Genomic DNA, 16,530 nt, shown 5'->3' with positions numbered 1-16,530 from the left:
GGTGACGAGTGCGCAACGCTGTGGGGAGGCCTCTGGGGATCCCCCGCGAGGCGGTGCTCTGCTGGTGGCATGAGCGGGGTGAGCAGCTGCGTTGCGGGGCTGCTCCTGATCGTCGCGCTCACCGGTTGTGGCCAGGCCGCCGGCACCAGGGCTGCCGAGTCCGGTGGCGACAGCCCGCCGTCCGATCCGCCGGAGCTGACGCCGTCGTCCGCGGCGGTGACCCCGGACGTCGCGTGTCCGGCGCAGGAGTCGAGCCGCTTGTCGGGTGACACCGGGGGGCCCATGGACGCCTATGTCTGCTCCTACGAGATCCGCACCGTGCCGGGCGACGGCAGCTGGTCGTTCCACGTCGTCCGGCGCGTCACCGGCGGCCTCGGTGCCCTGCTGGAGGCCTACCGCTCACCGGACGAACCCCCCGTCGCCGACATGGCGTGCACGGCCGCCGGGGTGGATCCGCTCGTGGTGCACCTGCACGACGAGCACGGGACGCGCGCCGTCCGGGCGCCGGTGGGCCCCTGCAGCGCCCCCACGGAGTCGGCCAAGTCTGCCTACGCGTCGCTCATCACCGCGGTGGTCGGGGAACAGCAGGAGGGCCAGAGCCGGAGCCAGCTGTCGGTGGACACCAGCTGCCCGGACGAGACCAAGGACGTGCTCTCGATCGAGCAGCCCCCGCAACGCGGGGACCCCACCCCGACGCCGCTGTCCGCTCCGGTGTCGGTCTGCATGTACCGCGTCGCGGCCGAGGAGGGCATGCGGGTCGGGTACCTGGAGGCGCACCGCACCCTCACCGCCGATCAGGTCGCCGGGGTGAACGCGGCACTGGACCTGGTGCGCCCCGACCGGGGCTGCAGCCGCGTCGAGCACAGGAGGTTCGCGGTGCTGTTCGGATCCCAGCCCGGCCGGACCGTCATCGCCCTGGACGGGTGCGCCGTCTCCCAGGACGCAGGTTGGTGGCGCGCCGACGACCACCTCCGCCGAGCCGTCGGCGGCTGAGGTGGACGGCATCGCCGGTCCCGACGAGACCGCACCCGGCGGACGCGTGTGACTCGTGTGATCGGTGGGACGGCAGAGGTGAACACGGTCCCGGTTTCGTCACCGTCCGGCGACGGGTGTTGCACTCTGGGTGGGTGAGCCCGGTCAGCACAGCCCTCGGTGTCCGGCCGGTCGTCGACCAGGTGTCGACGACGGGCGTCCTACCATCCGAAGCGATGGGCACCGCCACCATGGGCGCACCGAACCCGCCGGACCCCTGCTGGGACGACACGGTCGTCGTCGTCCGCGTCTACAACGAGGCGCCCGTCGTGGGCGGGGTCATCGCCGAGCTGGTCGCCGCGGGGCTGTCTGTCATCGCCGTGGACGACGCGAGCACCGACACGTCGGCGGACGAGATCGACAAGGCCGGGGCCTTCCGCGTCAGCCACCCGATCAACCTCGGCGCCGGCGGTGCGCTGCAGACCGGCTTCGAGGCCGCGCTGATGCTCACCGACGCCCGCTACATCGCCTGTTTCGACGCCGACGGCCAGCACCAGCTGCCCGACCTGCTCGGCATGATCGGCAAGATCCGCGAGGGCTACGACGTGGTCATGGGCTCGCGGTTCCTGGAGGGCGACGGCCCCACCCAGATGAGCTGGCTGCGCCGGGTCATCCTGAAGACGGCGAGCACGCTGCTCAACCGCGGGGAGGGCACCCGGCTGACCGACGCGCACAACGGACTGCGGATCGTCGCCCGGCACGTGGCCGCCGACATCCGGCTGTCCTACGCCGGCATGGCCTACGCCTCGCAGCTGGAGCGGCACCTCACCCGGCCCGAGCACCGGATCACCGAGTACCCGGTGCACATCCTCTACACCGAGTACTCCAAGGCCAAGGGTCAGCCGCTGCTCAACAGCGTCAACATCCTCGCCGAGGTCGCCGCGCACCGCGTCACGCACTGGGGCCGCTCGTGATCATCCAGCTCCTGCTCGTCCCGGCGCTGGTCATCGCCGTCGTCAGCTCCCTGCGCTCCCGGACGTCGCTGCGCGGCCAGGCCCGCCGGAAGATCATCGCCTTCCTCACCGTGGTGGCCGGCGTGCTCGCCGTGCTCTTCCCCGACACGCTGCAGTCGCTGGCCGACTGGACCGGCGTCACCCGCGGCACCGACCTGCTGCTCTACGTCCTCGCCCTGGTGATCATCTACCTGGTGGGCAGCACGAGCGCCCGGTTCCGCGAGCAGGAGGCCCGGCTAGTGCTGCTGGCCCGCCAGGTCGCGCTCGCCGACGCCGCGCTGCGGCACGTCGAGGCCCAGCAGGCCCGCACGCAGCAGGCCGCGGACGACGCCGCGCTGTCAGCTGCTCACCAGCGCGTCCAGCGCCCCGCCGTCACGCGGTAGCGGCTGTCGTCTCCCACGGAGACGTGAGGTCCACGAGCGCGGCCGAGGTCGACGACGGGCACCGTCAGGTGGGCAGGCCGCGCCAGTCGTGGCCCAGGACCGCGTCGGGATCCCGCTCATCGACCACAGGCAGTGCGGTGTACTCCGCCGACAGCCCGGTGACGGCCTCGCTGATGAGCCGACGGTGCTCCTCACGGACGCGGTCGAGTCGCTCGTGCGACGCGGTGGGGACGGCCTCGGCCAGCGACTCGTGTGTCGCGTCGGCCAGGTCCCTGGCCGGTCGGTCCGCCTCGTCGCTCTCGATGCTCGGTGCCACCGACGCAGTGTCGGGAGACGAGCCGCCGTGGGGACGGCGCACCGGACGCGCCGGCACGCACAGTGGAGCAACCGGCCGTCTGACGGTGCGGACGACGGACGACGCTGCACGACCGGTCAGCGATGGGCGTCGCGGCGGTGGGCGACGTCGACGACGGCCACCGTGCGGGTGTCCTCGTCGATGCGGTAGATCACCCGGTAGGTGCCGCGACGGGCTCTGTGCCTGTCGTCGAGCGGCGGGCGCAGTCGCTTGCCCACTCGGTGCGGCTCGTCGAGCAGCGGCCCCACGATGAACTCGTACGCGGCGGCCGCGACGGCCTCGGGTAGGCGCTCGGTGAGCTGCCGTCGGGCCGTGGGTGTGACGGCCAGGACGTAGCGGCCTGGATCTGTCACGCCGAGGAGCCGCGCCGCCGCATCGCCGCCGCCAGCTGCTCCTCAGTCTCGACATCACCCGCGCTCAGCTCGGCCTCCGAGGCGTGCAGCCTGCGCATGACGTCCTGGTCGGCCAGGATCTCGATCGTCTCCTCCAGCGACTCGAGGTCCTCCGGCGCCAGGAGTACGGCGGAGGGACGGCCGTGCACGGTGACGTAGACCCGCTCGTGCTGGCCACTGACCCGTGCCACGAGTCCGGACAGGTGTGCCTTCACATCGGCCAGCGACAGCGTCGTCATGGTCAGAAGATGACCACATCGTCGATCGTCGTCCACCCTGTCCGGCTCAGGGATCACGTCAGAGCAATCGGCGGACGACGCCCCAGTAGCCGCTCATCACCGCGTTGAGCGCCCCGCCGCCGGCCGGCAGCGGCAGCACCGACGGGTCGAAGCGGGCGGTCAGCAGGCCGGCCAGCTCGCGGTCGGAGCGGCGGCGCACCCGCTGGACGGCGCAGCGGTGGGCAGCCAGCCACCGCCGGTGGGCCACCAGCCAGCGGTAGCCGCGCAGCTTCAGCGGCAGCCAGCCGTTCAGCGCGGCCACCCCGACGATGGCCACCTCGAAGGCGAGCAGCGCGGGGGCGAGCAGCAGCAGCGTGCGGCCCTGGTAGAGGCTCAGCACCATGGCCAGCCGGTTGCGCTCCAGCAGGTAGAACTTCGCCGGGTTGCGGCTGAACTCGTAGTGGTGGGCCACCACCGCCGTCGGCACGTAGCGGACCTCCCAGCCCTGCTGCCAGCAGCGCAGCGACAGGTCGGCGTCCTCGCAGTAGGCGAAGAACTCCTCGGTGAACCCGCCGAGGGCGTCCCACACCTCCCGCCGCAGGACGATCGCCGCGCCGGTGCCGCTGGCGATCGGCAGCTCGTCGGGGAAGCGGGCGGCCGGCTCGCCGAGGTGACCGGCCCAGGACAGCCCCAGCACGTGCACCGGGTTGCCGTTGGTGTTGAGCAGGGCGGGGTCCGCGGCCAGCCGCAGGCTGGCCGAGGCGATGCCGACCTCCGGGCGGGCCGCGACGGTCACTAGCTCGGCGAGGGCGTCGGGCTCGACCAGCGCGTCGGAGTTGATGAACGCCAGGTACGGCGAGTCCGTGGCGGCGGCACCCAGGTTGCAGCCGCCGGTGAACCCGGTGTTGGTGCCGGGCTCCAGCAGCGTGACGCCGGGCCGGTCGCGCAGCGGCTGCAGCGACGGGCTGGTGCAGCCGTTGTCGACGACGACGACGCGCACGCCGACGCCGGTCGAGGCCAGCAGCCGGTCGACGACGTCGAAGAGGTAGGGCTGCTCGCCGTAGGCGAGCACCACCGCGGTCACGTCCAGGGGACGTCCTCCCTCTCCTGGCGCGCCGGGTCGCCCGCGACCAGCGGGGCGCGCAGCCGCACGCGCATGGCGACGGCCAGGACGAGGACGGCGACCACGCTCCCGGCGAGGAAGGCCAGCCCGACCCGCTGCTCCAGGCGCAGCGGCAGGAGCAGGCCGAGCAGGAAGGCCACGGTGCCGGCCAGCCAGCCGAGCACCGACGCCCGGTAGCCGCGGACCGACACCAGGGTCTGCGCCAGCACCGAGGCGACCATGAACAGGCCGCTGGCGGCGGCGAGCGGCCACAGGTCGGCGCGGGTGGTGACGTAGGCGGGCCCGTAGACCAGTCGCACCAGCTCCGGTCCGACGGCGAGGACGACGACCAGCCCGGCGGCGCCGAGCGCGGTGACCGCGCCGACGATCAGCTCCAGGCGGCGGCGGAAGCCCGCGGTGTCACCGGCCGCGGCCAGGGCGGCCATGCCGGGCAGGAAGGAGGCCTGGATCGCGGCGAAGAGGAACAGCGGCACGCGGGCGAGCACCAGGACGCTGATGAAGACCCCGGCGCGGCCCTGCTCGTCGGCGCCGGCGAGCAGCGAGGCGGCGACGGGTGCGGCGTTGATGACGAACTGGCCGGCCACCGCGCCCAGGACGAGCCAGCCCACGGCGGAGGTGAGCTCGCCCCAGGAGTGGTGCGGCCCCGGCCGGGTGGCCGGGCCGAGTCGGCCGGCGGTGAGCAGGACGGCGAGGACCGGGGCGAGCCCGAGGAACAGGCCGTACCAGCCGGCGGTCGCCACGCCGGCGAGCGCGAGGACGGCGGCGCTGCCGATGCGCAGCACCCCGTCGACGGCGAGCTGGGTGCCGTAGCGGCCGAACGCGCCGGCGCCGGCGAACGCCCCGCGGGTCAGGTGCTCGGCGCTGTAGCCGACCAGGCCCAGCAGCAGCGCCAGCACGAGCACCTCCTGCCCGGCGAACACCGCGCCGGCCAGCGGTTCCCGGGCGAGCAGCAGGACGGCGGCGACCAGGACGACCACGCCGGCCGCGACCGCGCAGGCGCGCAGGAAGACCGGCCGGGCGCCCTCGCCGCGGGTGGCGCGGTGGGCGACGGCGCGGCCCACCTCCTGCTCCAGGGGCTGGAAGAGCGCCGGGCCCAGGGCGTTGACGAGCACCCACAGCGTGGCCAGGGGCGCCAGCTCGGCGGGGCCCAGGGCGCGCCCGCTGACGGAGAGGAAGGCGAAGGAGGCCAGGCCGAGGACGCCGAGGCCCACGGCCACCGGGCCCACCTGCCGCGTGACGGCGGAGAGCTGGCTGCCCACTCCGTTCCCCCTCGCACGCGCCCGGTGGCGCTCGGTGTTCACCCTAGGCGAGCCCCCGGATGCCGCTGGGCAGCGTTCGGGACGCCTTCGGTGGTGTTCGGAGACCGCTCCGACACGCAACGGGTGGGGTGGGGCGAGGGGCGTGTGACTCGTGGGACGACGCCCGGATTTTTCTGGCGATCCGTGCGTGAGGCCTTCCGGCACCCGTTCGTCACCTCCCCGTGGGGCTGACGAGGCGCCAACTGTCAGCCAGTGACGAGGTGTCGACACGGAGCTTGGCGTGACTCACCGGATCGCGGCGCCGACCTGCCGTGTCGGTGCACAGGACGACACGACGATTCGCCGACACAACGCCACACATCGCCATCCAACGTCCTTGCCAGCCTCCGGCCGTCCCCCTAACTTTCTGTCAGCCGCCCAACACGGGGCGCGACTGATGGAGGATCCATGAGCAAGCGAGCACTTACGGTCGGCATGCTGACCGCGGGGCTGTCCGCGGGCCTGGTCGCTGGCGCCCTGTCTCCGGCCGCCGCGCAGGGCAACCCGGTTGGTGGCCAGGGCAACGTCTACTTCCTGAGCGGTGCCGGCAACACCAGCGGCCAGGCTCAGAAGGTCATGGTCTTCGGTGACCCGGGCGACGAGGTCTACTTCGGCGACTGGGACGGCGACCACACCGACACCCCGATGATCCGCCGCGGCAACGCCTTCTACGTGGCCGACCACGACGGCAAGACCGTCAACGTCTTCGCCTACGGCGACGCTGGCGACGAGGTCATGGCCGGCGACTGGGACGGCGACGGCAAGGACAGCCTGGCCGTCCGCCGCGGCAACAAGTTCTTCGTCAAGAACGACACGTCGAAGAGCGGCGTGGCCGACGTCGAATTCGCCTACGGCGACGCCGGCGACACCATCCTGGTCGGTGACTGGAACAACGACGGCAAGGACACCCTGACCGTCCGCCGCGGTGGCGAGTACTTCGTCAAGAACGACACCGAGACCGGCAACGCCGAGTACACGTTCCTCTTCGGTGAGGCCAACGACACCATCCTGGTGGGCGACTGGTCCAACGCGGAGAAGCAGGAGAGCGGCAACGGCGCCGACCAGCTGGCCGTGCGTCGCGGCTTCGAGTACCACCTGTCCAGCGAGCTGGGCGCCGGCGCGATGAAGACCGACCGGGTCTTCGGCTACGGCAACCCGGACGACACCGTCTTCACCGTCTCCCTGCCGACCCCGGTGCTCGACGCCAACGGCAACCCGGTCCTGACCGAGAAGACGGTCAAGATGTACGACGCCGACATGGCTGCCACGTACAAGGCCGGCGACCCCATCATCAACTGGCAGGACGGCACCCAGGTCAAGGACCCGGTGACCGGCAAGCCGGTGACCGCCAAGGGTGGCGAGGAGAAGGTCTACGTCAAGGACGACCTGAAGCACTACCGCGGTGGTGAGTGGCAGGTCAACGCCAAGGGCGAGGCGCAGAAGTACTCGGCGGCTGAGATCACCGCCAACGGTGGCAAGGTCCGCCTCCACGAGAGTGCTGACTACGTCCTCGCGGCGGACTTCTCGATCGAGCGCATGACCAACGGTGACCCGAAGACCTACGGGGACCTCGTTGCCGAGGGCAAGTTCGACCTCAACGCCTCGACCAACTACATGACGGTCAAGGAGAACGACGTCAAGAGCTACCGCTCCGGTCAGGTCAAGCTGCACCTGGTGGGCGCGGCAGCGGTCTACGAGGTCGGCGGGCAGTACCCGGCCAACGTGTCGACGCCCATCACCACCACGGCGGACTTCAAGCTGGACTCCAACAACGACCCCATCTGGAACCCGAGCACGAGTACCTGGGTCATGGCTGACGCCGCCAGCGAGACCGAGGGTTACGCCCCTGGTACCGCGGTGACCTACCGCAAGGGCCAGCAGATGCAGGCGTACACGTGGACTGCGCCCATGGGTCGCGCGGTCAGCGACGGTGTTACCGACTCGACCGCGCCTGGAACCACGGTCACCTCGGCGACCGCCAACTTCGTCGCTGGCGACGTGGGCCGGACCATCACCGGCGGCAGCATCCCGGCTGGGGCCACGATCACCGCGGTGACCAACGCGACCACCGTGACGATCTCCGCGGCGGCGACTGCGTCGGCCACCGGCGTGACGCTGACCCTCGGAAACCTCGCGACGGAGGGGTGGTCTGCCTCCGCGACCAACATCGCGGACGACGAGCTGGCCAACCGGTACGTGACCCGCCAGACGGGCCAGTACGACGTGCCGACCACCGACAACAAGAAGGTCAGTGACCTGGACGCCGACGTGAAGCCTGAGCCGGGTGTCTACCTCGGGACCGAGGCGAAGCTCTTCGTCACCGGTGACGACCTCGACATGACCCTGTACAAGGGTGGCGAGCCGGTCCTGATCCACAAGAAGGGCGACTGGGTCTACGGCTCGGACGGCCAGCCGGTGTACCAGGGCGGCGAGCCCAAGACCGTCAAGGGTGATGGCCTGGGCGTCCGTCGCAACTTCGGCTGAGCCTCGGCTGAGCCCGCCGGCACCTACCCCCGCGGCTGAATCCGGCACCGCACCCCTGCACTGAACGACCGAACCCCCGTTCGGGCCACCCGGCCCGGGCGGGGGTTCGGTCGTTTTGCATTCCCGCTGCGAGGCGGGCCAGCGCCTCACTCACGCCTCAAGATCCGCGCGAGCCGGCCGATACACGTGTGACGGCAGTGGCCCTCCGGGGCGGGCGGGGCAGAGGAGCAGGGCGATGCGCGCAGCACGGCAACGGGTGCGGAGCCGGCGACGCCGGCTGGGCGCGCTGACCGCCGTCCTCACCGCCGGCCTCGGCGTGGGCGCCCTGCTCCCCGCCACGGCGCAGAGCGGCCCGGTCGCCGGCGCGGGCAACCACTTCCTGCTCTCCGGCGCGGGCGACACCTCCGGGGTGGCCGCGGAGCGCTTCTGGTTCGGCCGGGCCGACGACGAGGTCTACCTCGGCGACGTGATCGACCGCTCCGGCGCCCTGGTCGGTGACGGCCGCGACGACGTGCTGGTGCGCCGGGGCAACACCTTCACCGTCCGTGGCGCGGGCGGGCGCACCTTCGCCTACGGCGACCCCGGCGACACCGTCCTCGTCGGCGACTGGGACGGCGACGGCACCGACACCCTCGCCGTCCGCCGCGGCAACTCCTACTTCCTGAGCAACAGCCTCACCAGCGGCGTCGCCGACGCGGTCGTCGTCTACGGCGACCCGGGCGACGTCGTCCTGGTGGGCAACTGGGACGGCGACACCAGCGCCGCCGACGCGCCGCGCCCGGTCACCACCGACACCCTGATGGTCCGGCGCGGCCACCACTACTTCGTCAAGAACTCCCTGGCCACCGGTGTCGCGGACGCGGACTTCTTCTTCGGCGAGCCGGGCGACACCGTCCTGGTCGGTGACTGGGCGACCGCGCCGGGCCCCGGCACCCCCGGTCGCTCCGGGGACTCCGCCGACCAGCTGGCCGTGCGCCGCGGGAACGTCAACCACCTGTCCGCGGAGGTGTGGACGGCGCGGCGCGGTTCCGCCCTGCCCACCCGGTCCTCGGTCGCCTACGGCGAGCCCGGTGACACCGCCTTCGCCGCACAGCTGCCGCGGACGTACCCCACGCCGGGCGGTCCGCAGACGGTGTACGGGGACGGCTTCGGCGTCCGGCGGGCCGGTGTCCCGGCCGGCACGGACACCCCGCCGGCGCCGGCCGCCCCGTCGGCCGCGGACGGCGGGGTGCGCACCTACGCCGCCGTCGGCGACTCGATCACCGCGGGTTTCCGGCACTACGACCACCTCGGCGCCCCCGGCCCCTCGTCCTGGCTGCAGGGGGAGACCGCAGGCCGGCTGCAGCTCGCCGGCGGCTGGGCGGTGCCGGGCACCACGACCGCGCAGATGCTGGCGCACGTCGCGCCCGCGGACGCCGACGTCCTGGTGCTGCTGGGCGGCACCAACGACGTGATCCGCGGCGTGCCGTGGGAGGTGACGGCCGGGAACCTGCAGGCCATCGCCGCGAAGGTGGGGGCGCGGAACACGCTGGCGGTGGGCATCGTGCCGATCGGCTGGCTGCCCGGCGCGCGCGAGCAGTTCAACGCCCGGCTGGCCGCCCTGGCCAGTGAGCAGGGCTGGCGCTACGTCGACCCCTGGCTGCCGCTGACCGCCGGCGACCGGTGGGCCCCGGGCGCCAGCCCGGACGACCTGCACCCGACCCCGCAGGCCGCCTTCGCCGCCGGCCGGACGATCGCCGACGCCGCCTGGCAGGCCGCCGCCCGCCGCGGCCCCCGCTGACCGCGCCGGTCGCCGTCCTCTGGCGGGAACTGCGGTGCTCGGCCTCCGCGTGCGGTCCTGCACCACCGCGGATCCGGGTGCACCACCGCAGGACCGGGGTCGCCTCCGTCGAGCCGCGGGGGAGCGCCGTGAGGTCGTCGGGGGACCGTGGGTCACCCGAGGTCGATCATCCGCCGCAGGACGAAGCGCACGCCGTCGACGTCCTCCGGAGTCAGCCGGCCGGGGTGGCCGCGGACGAGGCGCTCGCGGCGCACTCCCACACCGGGACGTCGACCCCGGCCAGGTCAGCGGCGGCCTCGGAGACTGGAGTCGGCGGCCTGCGGATCGGTAGTCGACCGGGCCTGGGCGAGCCGTGACCCGTGCGCGAGCAGGAGCACCCAAAAGGCATCCTCGAGGCCGGCGCCTCCGAGCTCGCCCCTCGCGATGCGTGCCAGCGGTGCACACACCGAGCACGCGCGTGACGTGTCCCGTCACCCCCTCGGCCACTCCCGTCACACCGGCGGGCAGCGCACTGACCAGCGGCTCTCACGCACGGTAGGTTGATCAGGGCAGCGCGCTACTCCTGTTCGGGTCGGTCGGCCTGGTGGCGCGCGTGACGGGAGAACTCAGTGCAGCAGCGCACCGCGCCGATCGGCGTCCTCGTCCTGGGGCTGACCGCCGGCCTGGCCGTGGGCACCGCCACGCCGGCTGCCGCTCAGGGTGACCCGGTGGGCGGAAGCGGCAACACCTACTACCTCGCCGGTGCCGGCAACCGCTTCGGCCAGGCCGCGGAGGTGTTCGTCTACGGCGACCCGGGCGACGAGGTCTACTTTGGCGACTTCGTCGACGCCACCGGCGCCGTCGGGGGCGACGGCCAGGACGAGCCCGTGGTCCGGCGCGGCAACACCTTCGTCATCGAGGGCCAGGGCGGCACCGGGTTCGCCTACGGCGACCCCGGCGACACCGTGCTCGTCGGCGACTGGGACGGCGACGGCACCGACACCCTCGCCGTCCGCCGCGGCAACCGCTACTTCGTCAAGAATGACCTCACCACCGGCAGGGCGGACTCCGAGTTCGTCTACGGCGACCCGGGCGACACCGTGCTGGTCGGCAACTGGGACAGCGGCAGCGACAGCATCGACCGCCCGGAGCCGAACGTCACCGACACGCTCATGGTGCGGCGGGGCAACCGGTTCCTCGTCACGAACGACACGACGCCCGACGTCGCCGAGTACGAGTTCGTCTTCGGGGACCCGGGCGACACCGTGCTCGCCGGCGACTTCGCCGGGCCGCCGTCGTACGGCAACGACCCGGACACGCCCGAGTGGGAGACCGACCACCGCTACCCCGGCTACTCCGGTGACGGTGGCGACCAGCTCGCCGTCCGCCGTGGCAACACCTACATCCTCTCCGAGGAGGTCTGGTTCGGCCGCACCTCCTACTGGAAGCACCTGACCGTCATCGACTCCTTCGCCTACGGCGATCCCGACGACACGGCGTTCGTGGCCGCTGCCGATGTCACCTACGACGACGGCAGCACGTCTCAGACCCTCACCGGCGACGGGATCGCCGTCCGCCGCTGACGCACCTAGCCGCGCCGCCGTCCCCCCGATCGAGGAGAGCTGTGCGCACCCGTGCCCTGACCGTCCTCATCCTCGTCGCGGCCGTGACCCCCGTGACCGCCGTGCCGGCCGCCGCCCAGGGCAGCCCGGTCGGCGGCGTCGGACACGTCTACTTCGTCTCCGGCGCCGGCAACCCCACTGGTGAAGCCGTGGCCTGGTTCGTCTACGGCGACCCGCACGACGAGGTGTACGTCGGGGACTTCGTGGACCGGGCCGGGTGGCTGCCCGGTGACGGCCGTGACGAGCTGATGGTCCGCCGCGGCAACTGGTTCGTCGTCCGTGGCGGGGACCCCGCAGGTTTCCACTACGGCGACCCGGGCGATGTCGTGCTCGTCGGTGACTGGGACGGCGACGGCCGCGACACCCTCGCCGTCCGGCGGGGCAACGAGTTCCACCTCAGGAACGCGCTCAGCGACGGGCCTGCCGACCTCGTCGTCGCCTACGGAGACCCCGGCGACACCGTGCACGTCGGGAACTGGGACGCCGGGGAGAACGGCCCGGGCACGTGGTCGGCCGTCACCACGGACACCCTGATGGTGCAGCGGGGCAACCGGTTCCACGTCGCGAACGACCTGGAGGCGGAGGTCGCCGACTACGAGTTCGGCTTCGGCGACCCCGGCGACACCGTCCTGGTGGGGGACTGGGCCACCCCGCCGGTCCTCGGCACCCCGGTGGCGCCGCGGCGGAACGACCCCTACGGCGTCCAGCGCGGTGCGTACCCCGACGGTGCCGATCAGCTGGCCGTGCGCAGGGGCAACGTCTACCACCAGTCCGGCGAGCTGTGGCAGGTCGAGGACACCGGCGCCGACCCGGGCACGGTCCGCACCCTGGTCTACGGGGACCCGGGGGACACGGCTCTCGTGATGGCCGCGGAGTACACCTATTCCACCGCCGAGGGCCTGCACACGCTGCTCGGTGACGGGCTCGCGGTCCGCCGTCCCTGGCAGGCCTCGGACGACCGCCTGCTGCCGCCGCGGGGCTGAGCGGATCCGCAAGGTGCCGGGGTCAGCCGGCCGGCGTCCAGGTGCCGTCCTCCTGCGGGCGCATCATCGGCGCGTCCTCGCGGATGGTCAGCTCACCCGGCCCCTGCAGCTGGGTGAAGGAGCCGTCGGCCTCCAGCCGGCGGCCGTTGAGCACGGTGCCGACGGCGACCTGCACGTCGGCGCCCGGCTTCACGCCCAGCCGGCCGTTGATGACGCCGCGGAAGACCAGCGTGCCGCCGCGGGCGTGCACGTCGCCGTTGACGACGGCGACGACGTCGGCCTGCCCGTCCAGCCGGATCTCCAGCGGGCCCTGCACCGTGCCGCGCAGCTCCAGCCGCCCCCCGGTGACGAGGGCGCCGCCGTGCACGGTGCCGTCCACCTTGACCAGGCTGCTCACCTCGAGCGGGCCCTGGACGTCCCCGGTCAGCGTCTGGAACACGGCTGCTCCCCTCCGTCGTTCGAGTCGGGCCGAGGCTACGGGGTGCGGTCGCGCCGTCGCAGAGCCGGGCGGGGCGGCTCGCGGGTGGCTGACGGGAGCGGTTCGTGCACGTACTGCTCCCTTAGGCGGGTCGAGGGCACGATGCGTGCACGAACTGCGCGCCCGCACACCGCGCCCGCACGGGGACCGCGCCGCTCGCCGCACCTCCGGCCGGGCCGGCGCGGGGCGCGGTTAGGGTCCCCGCATGCAGATCCCCGACGTCGCCGCCGTCGTCACGGGGGGCGCCTCCGGCCTCGGCGAGGCCACCGTCCGCGCCCTCGCCGCCCGCGGAGCGGCCGTGACCGTCCTCGACCTGCAGGAGGAGCGCGGGCAGGCGCTGGCCGCCGAGCTGGGTGGGCACACCACGTTCGTCCGCACCGACGTCACCGACGAGGCCTCGGTGCAGGCCGCCATCGCCGAGGCCACCGGCAAGGACCGGCCGCTGCGCGTCGCGGTCAACTGCGCCGGCATCGGCTGGGCCGAGCGCGTGGTCAAGCGGGACGGCTCGGCGCACGGCCTCGACGGCTTCACCCGGACCGTCATGGTCAACCTGGTCGGCACCTTCAACGTGCTGCGCCTGGCCGCGGCCGCCATGGCCACCACCGAGCCGGGGGAGGGCGGCGAGCGCGGCGTCGTCGTCAACACCGCCTCGATCGCCGCCTACGACGGCCAGATCGGCCAGATCGCCTACGCGGCGTCCAAGGGCGGCATCGTCGGCCTGACCCTGCCCGCCGCCCGCGACCTCGCCGCCGTCGGCGTGCGGGTGTGCACCATCGCCCCCGGGCTGGTGGACACCCCGCTGCTGGCCGGCCTGCCCGAGGAGGCCCGCACCGCGCTGGCCGCCGGCATCCCGTTCCCGCGCCGGCTGGCCCGCCCGGCGGACTTCGCCCAGCTGGCGCTGGACGTCGTCGAGCACGGCTACCTCAACGGCGAGGTCATCCGGATGGACGGCGCCCTGCGGATGGCGCCGCGCTGACCCTGACCGCAGGTCCCTCTTCCCCGGGGAGCACGACCGTGAGCACGACCACGCTGGACGCGCCGACGTTCACCGACACCTGGCGGCCGTCCTGGCCGCTGGACCTGCGCCGCACGCTGTACCCGCACCAGCGCAGCGCCGGCGACCCGGCCCTGCAGCACGGCGACGACGGCTGCTGGCGCACCGTCAGCACCGCCGACGGCCCGGCGACCGTGCACGTCTCCGTCCGCGGCGGCGAGGTGCGGGTGCGCGCGTGGGGTGCCGGCGCCGAGCGGGCCGGGGCGGCCGTCCCGTCGTGGCTGGGCGCCGACGACCGGCCCGAGGAGTTCGAGCCCGGCGGCCACCCGCTGCTGGACCGGGTGCACCGTGCCTCGCCGTGGCTGCGGATGAGCCGCACCGGGCGCACCTGGGACGCGGTGGTGCCCGCCGTCCTGGAGCAGAAGGTGACCGTCGTGGAGGCCCACCGCGTGTGGCGCGCGCTGCTGCGGCTGGCCGGCGACCCCGCCCCCGGCCCGGCGCCCGCGGCGATGCGCGTGGTGCCCAGCCCCCAGCGGGTCCTCGCGGTCACCGACTGGGAGTGGCACCGCTGCGGTCTGGACGGCGCCCGCCGCCGGGCGCTGCGGGCGGTGGCCAGCGTGGCCTCCCGACTGGAGCCGGGGGAGGAGATCGACTGCCGGGACCTGCAGCGCCGGCTGCGGTCGGTGCCCGGCGTCGGCGTGTGGACGGCGGCGGAGGTGGTGCAGCGTGTCCTCGGCTGCCCCGACACGGTCAGCTACGGCGACTACCACCTGAAGAACCTGGTCGGCTGGTCGCTGGCCGGGGTGCGCACCGACGACGACGGGATGATGCAGCTGCTCGAACCGTGGCGCGGGCAGCGGCAGCGCGTCGTCCGGTTGCTGGCCATCGGCGGCAGCCGGCCACCCCGCCGCGGTCCCCGCACCGCGCCGACGGACCACCGGAGGATCTGAGGCGCTCACCCGTTCGAGGGACACCTGGGGCGGGTGGGGCCTCGTCCGGCCCCGTCAGTTCCTGATCCGTCCGGTTCCCGTGCCAGGGTCGCCGTCGGCGCCGCGGGGGCGCCGGGAACGGGGGCGGGACATGGGACGGGCAACGCGCGCGGGCCTGGCGGCCGCGGTGGTCACGGCCGGCGTGCTCGCCGGCACGGGTCCGGCGGCGGCGCAGGGGACGACGGTGGGCGGGGTGGGGACGCAGTACTTCCTCAACGACGCCTTCACCGGCAAGGCCAACATCGAGCTCAGCTACGGCGAGTACTCCGACGAGGTGTACGTCGGCGACTGGGACGGCAACGGCACCGACACCCTGCTGGTGCGGCGGGGCAACACCTTCTACGCGCGCAACAGCGCGACCTCCGGTCCTGCCGACGTCGTCTTCAGCTACGGCGACCCCGGCGACGCGGTGCTGGTCGGCGACTGGGACGGCAACGGCTCGGACACCCTCGCGGTCCGCCGGGGCAGCACCTTCTTCGTCAAGAACAGCGTCACGACCGGGCGGGCGGACACCGAGTTCGTCTACGGCGACCCGGGCGACACCGTGCTGGTCGGCGACTGGGACGGCCGCGGCGGCGACACCCTGGTCGTGCGCCGGGGCGGCCGGTACTTCGTGAAGAACGACCTGAGCACCGGCGTGGCCTCCAGCGAGTTCTCCTACGGCGACCCGGGCGACGCCGTCCTCGTCGGGCGCTGGTCCGGTGCACAGGCCGGCGACACCCTCGGCGTGCGGCGCGGTGCCACCTACTTCCTGCGCAACTCGCTCACCTCCGGCGTGGCCGACCGGGTCCTCGACTACGGCGAGCCCACCGACACCGCGTTCAGCGGTGACTGGAACGGCGACCGCATCGACACCCTCGGCGTCCGCCGCGGGGCCGCTGCGCCGCCTCCGCCGCCTCCGCCGGGCAACGGGTCGTTCGGGGACGGCACCTACCGCATCGGCGCGGACGTCGCCCCCGGCACCTACCGTGCCTCTGCGACCACGGACGACTGCTACTGGGAGCGGGTCTCCGGGTTCGGAGGCTCGCTGGACGAGATCATCGCCAACGGCATCGGCAGTCCCGAGATCGTGACCATCGAGGCCGGTGACGCTGGCTTCGAGTCCAGCAGGTGCGGCACCTGGCAACCGTTGGCGTCCACCTACCCGCCGGCTCCCCAGACCGTCTTCGGCAGCGGGACGTTCCAGGTCGGGACGCACATCGCCGCGGGTACCTACCGTGCCGACGGCGTCCCCGACGACTGCTACTGGGAGCGACTGTCGAACTTCTCGCGCGAGGGGATCGACGGCGTCATCACCAACGACGTCGGCTCGACCATCGTGACGATCTCGGCGTCCGACGCGGGCTTCAGCAGCGCACGCTGCGGCACCTGGACGCGGACCGGGTAGTCCACTCCGCCAATGCCCGCCGGGACGACACGACCGTCGTCCTGGCGGGCACCGTCTACGTCGCTGACCTGCACGTTTTT

The 16,530-nt window shown here is 73.3% G+C and carries 16 protein-coding genes; 10 read left to right on the top strand and 6 right to left on the bottom strand.

Translation table 11 applies throughout. The features are described from left to right. The first annotated feature begins 69 nt into the window (after window positions 1-69). The 3 genes from RTG05_RS17540 (at window position 70) to RTG05_RS17530 (ending at window position 2,368) form a co-directional block, all read left to right on the top strand. The gene (locus RTG05_RS17540; RefSeq protein ID WP_315912003.1) at window positions 70-993 is read left to right on the top strand and encodes a hypothetical protein; all 924 of its coding nucleotides are present in this window, start codon (window positions 70-72) and stop codon (window positions 991-993) included. Window positions 994-1,208: 215 nt separating this feature from the next. Further along, window positions 1,209-1,946 (top strand): glycosyltransferase family 2 protein, encoded by a 738-nt coding sequence (locus RTG05_RS17535; protein WP_166526183.1) that lies wholly within the window; start codon window positions 1,209-1,211, stop codon window positions 1,944-1,946. Next, on the top strand, window positions 1,943-2,368 hold the full coding sequence (locus RTG05_RS17530; RefSeq protein WP_166526182.1) for a DUF2304 domain-containing protein: 426 nt from the start codon (window positions 1,943-1,945) through the stop codon (window positions 2,366-2,368). The genes RTG05_RS17535 and RTG05_RS17530 overlap by 4 nt, the downstream gene beginning before the upstream one ends. 64 nt (window positions 2,369-2,432) lie before the next feature. Here the strand turns inward: RTG05_RS17530 and RTG05_RS17525 are convergent, their stop codons facing one another. The 5 genes from RTG05_RS17525 to RTG05_RS17505 form a co-directional block, all read right to left on the bottom strand. Continuing rightward, window positions 2,433-2,684, bottom strand: coding sequence for a type II toxin-antitoxin system VapB family antitoxin (locus tag RTG05_RS17525; RefSeq protein ID WP_166526181.1), 252 nt, complete (start codon window positions 2,682-2,684; stop codon window positions 2,433-2,435). A 116-nt stretch (window positions 2,685-2,800) separates the two neighbouring features. Beyond that, entirely contained in the window at window positions 2,801-3,076 is a 276-nt protein-coding gene (locus RTG05_RS17520) for a type II toxin-antitoxin system RelE family toxin (RefSeq protein ID WP_166526180.1), read from the bottom strand. After that, complete coding sequence (locus tag RTG05_RS17515) at window positions 3,073-3,354, bottom strand: type II toxin-antitoxin system Phd/YefM family antitoxin (RefSeq protein ID WP_166526179.1); 282 nt, start codon at window positions 3,352-3,354, stop codon at window positions 3,073-3,075. The genes RTG05_RS17520 and RTG05_RS17515 overlap by 4 nt, the downstream gene beginning before the upstream one ends. A gap of 58 nt (window positions 3,355-3,412) precedes the next feature. Continuing rightward, a complete protein-coding gene (locus RTG05_RS17510) occupies window positions 3,413-4,417 on the bottom strand; it encodes a glycosyltransferase family 2 protein (protein WP_208104634.1) in 1,005 nt (334 codons plus the stop codon). Continuing rightward, complete coding sequence (locus RTG05_RS17505; RefSeq protein ID WP_166526178.1) at window positions 4,414-5,673, bottom strand: lipopolysaccharide biosynthesis protein; 1,260 nt, start codon at window positions 5,671-5,673, stop codon at window positions 4,414-4,416. Before RTG05_RS17505 ends, RTG05_RS17510 begins: the two co-directional genes overlap by 4 nt. Window positions 5,674-6,162: 489 nt before the next feature. Between RTG05_RS17505 and RTG05_RS17500 the strand changes: the two genes are divergently transcribed. The 4 genes from RTG05_RS17500 to RTG05_RS17485 all read left to right on the top strand — a co-directional run bounded on the left by RTG05_RS17500 (window position 6,163) and on the right by RTG05_RS17485 (window position 12,602). Next, window positions 6,163-8,238: a hypothetical protein gene (locus tag RTG05_RS17500; RefSeq protein WP_166526177.1), complete on the top strand. Its 2,076-nt coding sequence runs from the start codon at window positions 6,163-6,165 to the stop codon at window positions 8,236-8,238. A 235-nt stretch (window positions 8,239-8,473) separates the two neighbouring features. Continuing rightward, entirely contained in the window at window positions 8,474-10,018 is a 1,545-nt protein-coding gene (locus RTG05_RS17495) for an SGNH/GDSL hydrolase family protein (protein ID WP_166526176.1), read from the top strand. A 608-nt stretch (window positions 10,019-10,626) separates the two neighbouring features. Beyond that, on the top strand, window positions 10,627-11,580 hold the full coding sequence (locus RTG05_RS17490) for a hypothetical protein (RefSeq protein WP_166526175.1): 954 nt from the start codon (window positions 10,627-10,629) through the stop codon (window positions 11,578-11,580). 41 nt (window positions 11,581-11,621) lie between these two features. Continuing rightward, complete coding sequence (locus RTG05_RS17485; protein WP_166526174.1) at window positions 11,622-12,602, top strand: hypothetical protein; 981 nt, start codon at window positions 11,622-11,624, stop codon at window positions 12,600-12,602. A gap of 22 nt (window positions 12,603-12,624) precedes the next feature. On the opposite strand, the gene RTG05_RS17480 is transcribed toward RTG05_RS17485, so the two are convergent. After that, window positions 12,625-13,041, bottom strand: coding sequence for a hypothetical protein (locus tag RTG05_RS17480; RefSeq protein ID WP_166526173.1), 417 nt, complete (start codon window positions 13,039-13,041; stop codon window positions 12,625-12,627). Between the two features lie 244 nt (window positions 13,042-13,285). On the opposite strand from RTG05_RS17480, the gene RTG05_RS17475 reads away from it, so the two are divergent. From RTG05_RS17475 to RTG05_RS17465, 3 genes are all read left to right on the top strand, one after another. Next, window positions 13,286-14,056: an SDR family NAD(P)-dependent oxidoreductase gene (locus RTG05_RS17475; protein WP_166526172.1), complete on the top strand. Its 771-nt coding sequence runs from the start codon at window positions 13,286-13,288 to the stop codon at window positions 14,054-14,056. 38 nt (window positions 14,057-14,094) lie between these two features. Continuing rightward, window positions 14,095-15,024 (top strand): DNA-3-methyladenine glycosylase family protein, encoded by a 930-nt coding sequence (locus RTG05_RS17470; RefSeq protein WP_166526171.1) that lies wholly within the window; start codon window positions 14,095-14,097, stop codon window positions 15,022-15,024. 130 nt (window positions 15,025-15,154) lie between these two features. Next, window positions 15,155-16,450: an Rv1352/Rv1906c domain-containing protein gene (locus tag RTG05_RS17465; protein WP_166526170.1), complete on the top strand. Its 1,296-nt coding sequence runs from the start codon at window positions 15,155-15,157 to the stop codon at window positions 16,448-16,450. Window positions 16,451-16,530 lie beyond the last annotated feature (80 nt).

Origin of the sequence: Geodermatophilus sp. DSM 44513 (genome assembly GCF_032460525.1) — a bacterium.
Taxonomy (GTDB): domain Bacteria; phylum Actinomycetota; class Actinomycetes; order Mycobacteriales; family Geodermatophilaceae; genus Geodermatophilus.
The sequence above is the reverse complement of the archived record's forward strand: the minus strand, read 5'-3'. Positions and strand labels throughout refer to the sequence as shown.

What these genes read in the sequence shown, in the direction of transcription:
- RTG05_RS17540 (WP_315912003.1), top strand. Translation starts at nt 70, where the DNA reads ATGAGCGGGGTGAGCAGCTGCGTTGCGGGGCTGCTCCTGATCGTCGCG.
- RTG05_RS17535 (WP_166526183.1), top strand. Translation starts at nt 1,209, where the DNA reads ATGGGCACCGCCACCATGGGCGCACCGAACCCGCCGGACCCCTGCTGG.
- RTG05_RS17515 (WP_166526179.1), bottom strand. Translation starts at nt 3,354, where the DNA reads ATGACGACGCTGTCGCTGGCCGATGTGAAGGCACACCTGTCCGGACTC.
- RTG05_RS17500 (WP_166526177.1), top strand. Translation starts at nt 6,163, where the DNA reads ATGAGCAAGCGAGCACTTACGGTCGGCATGCTGACCGCGGGGCTGTCC.
- RTG05_RS17495 (WP_166526176.1), top strand. Translation starts at nt 8,474, where the DNA reads ATGCGCGCAGCACGGCAACGGGTGCGGAGCCGGCGACGCCGGCTGGGC.
- RTG05_RS17475 (WP_166526172.1), top strand. Translation starts at nt 13,286, where the DNA reads ATGCAGATCCCCGACGTCGCCGCCGTCGTCACGGGGGGCGCCTCCGGC.
- RTG05_RS17465 (WP_166526170.1), top strand. Translation starts at nt 15,155, where the DNA reads ATGGGACGGGCAACGCGCGCGGGCCTGGCGGCCGCGGTGGTCACGGCC.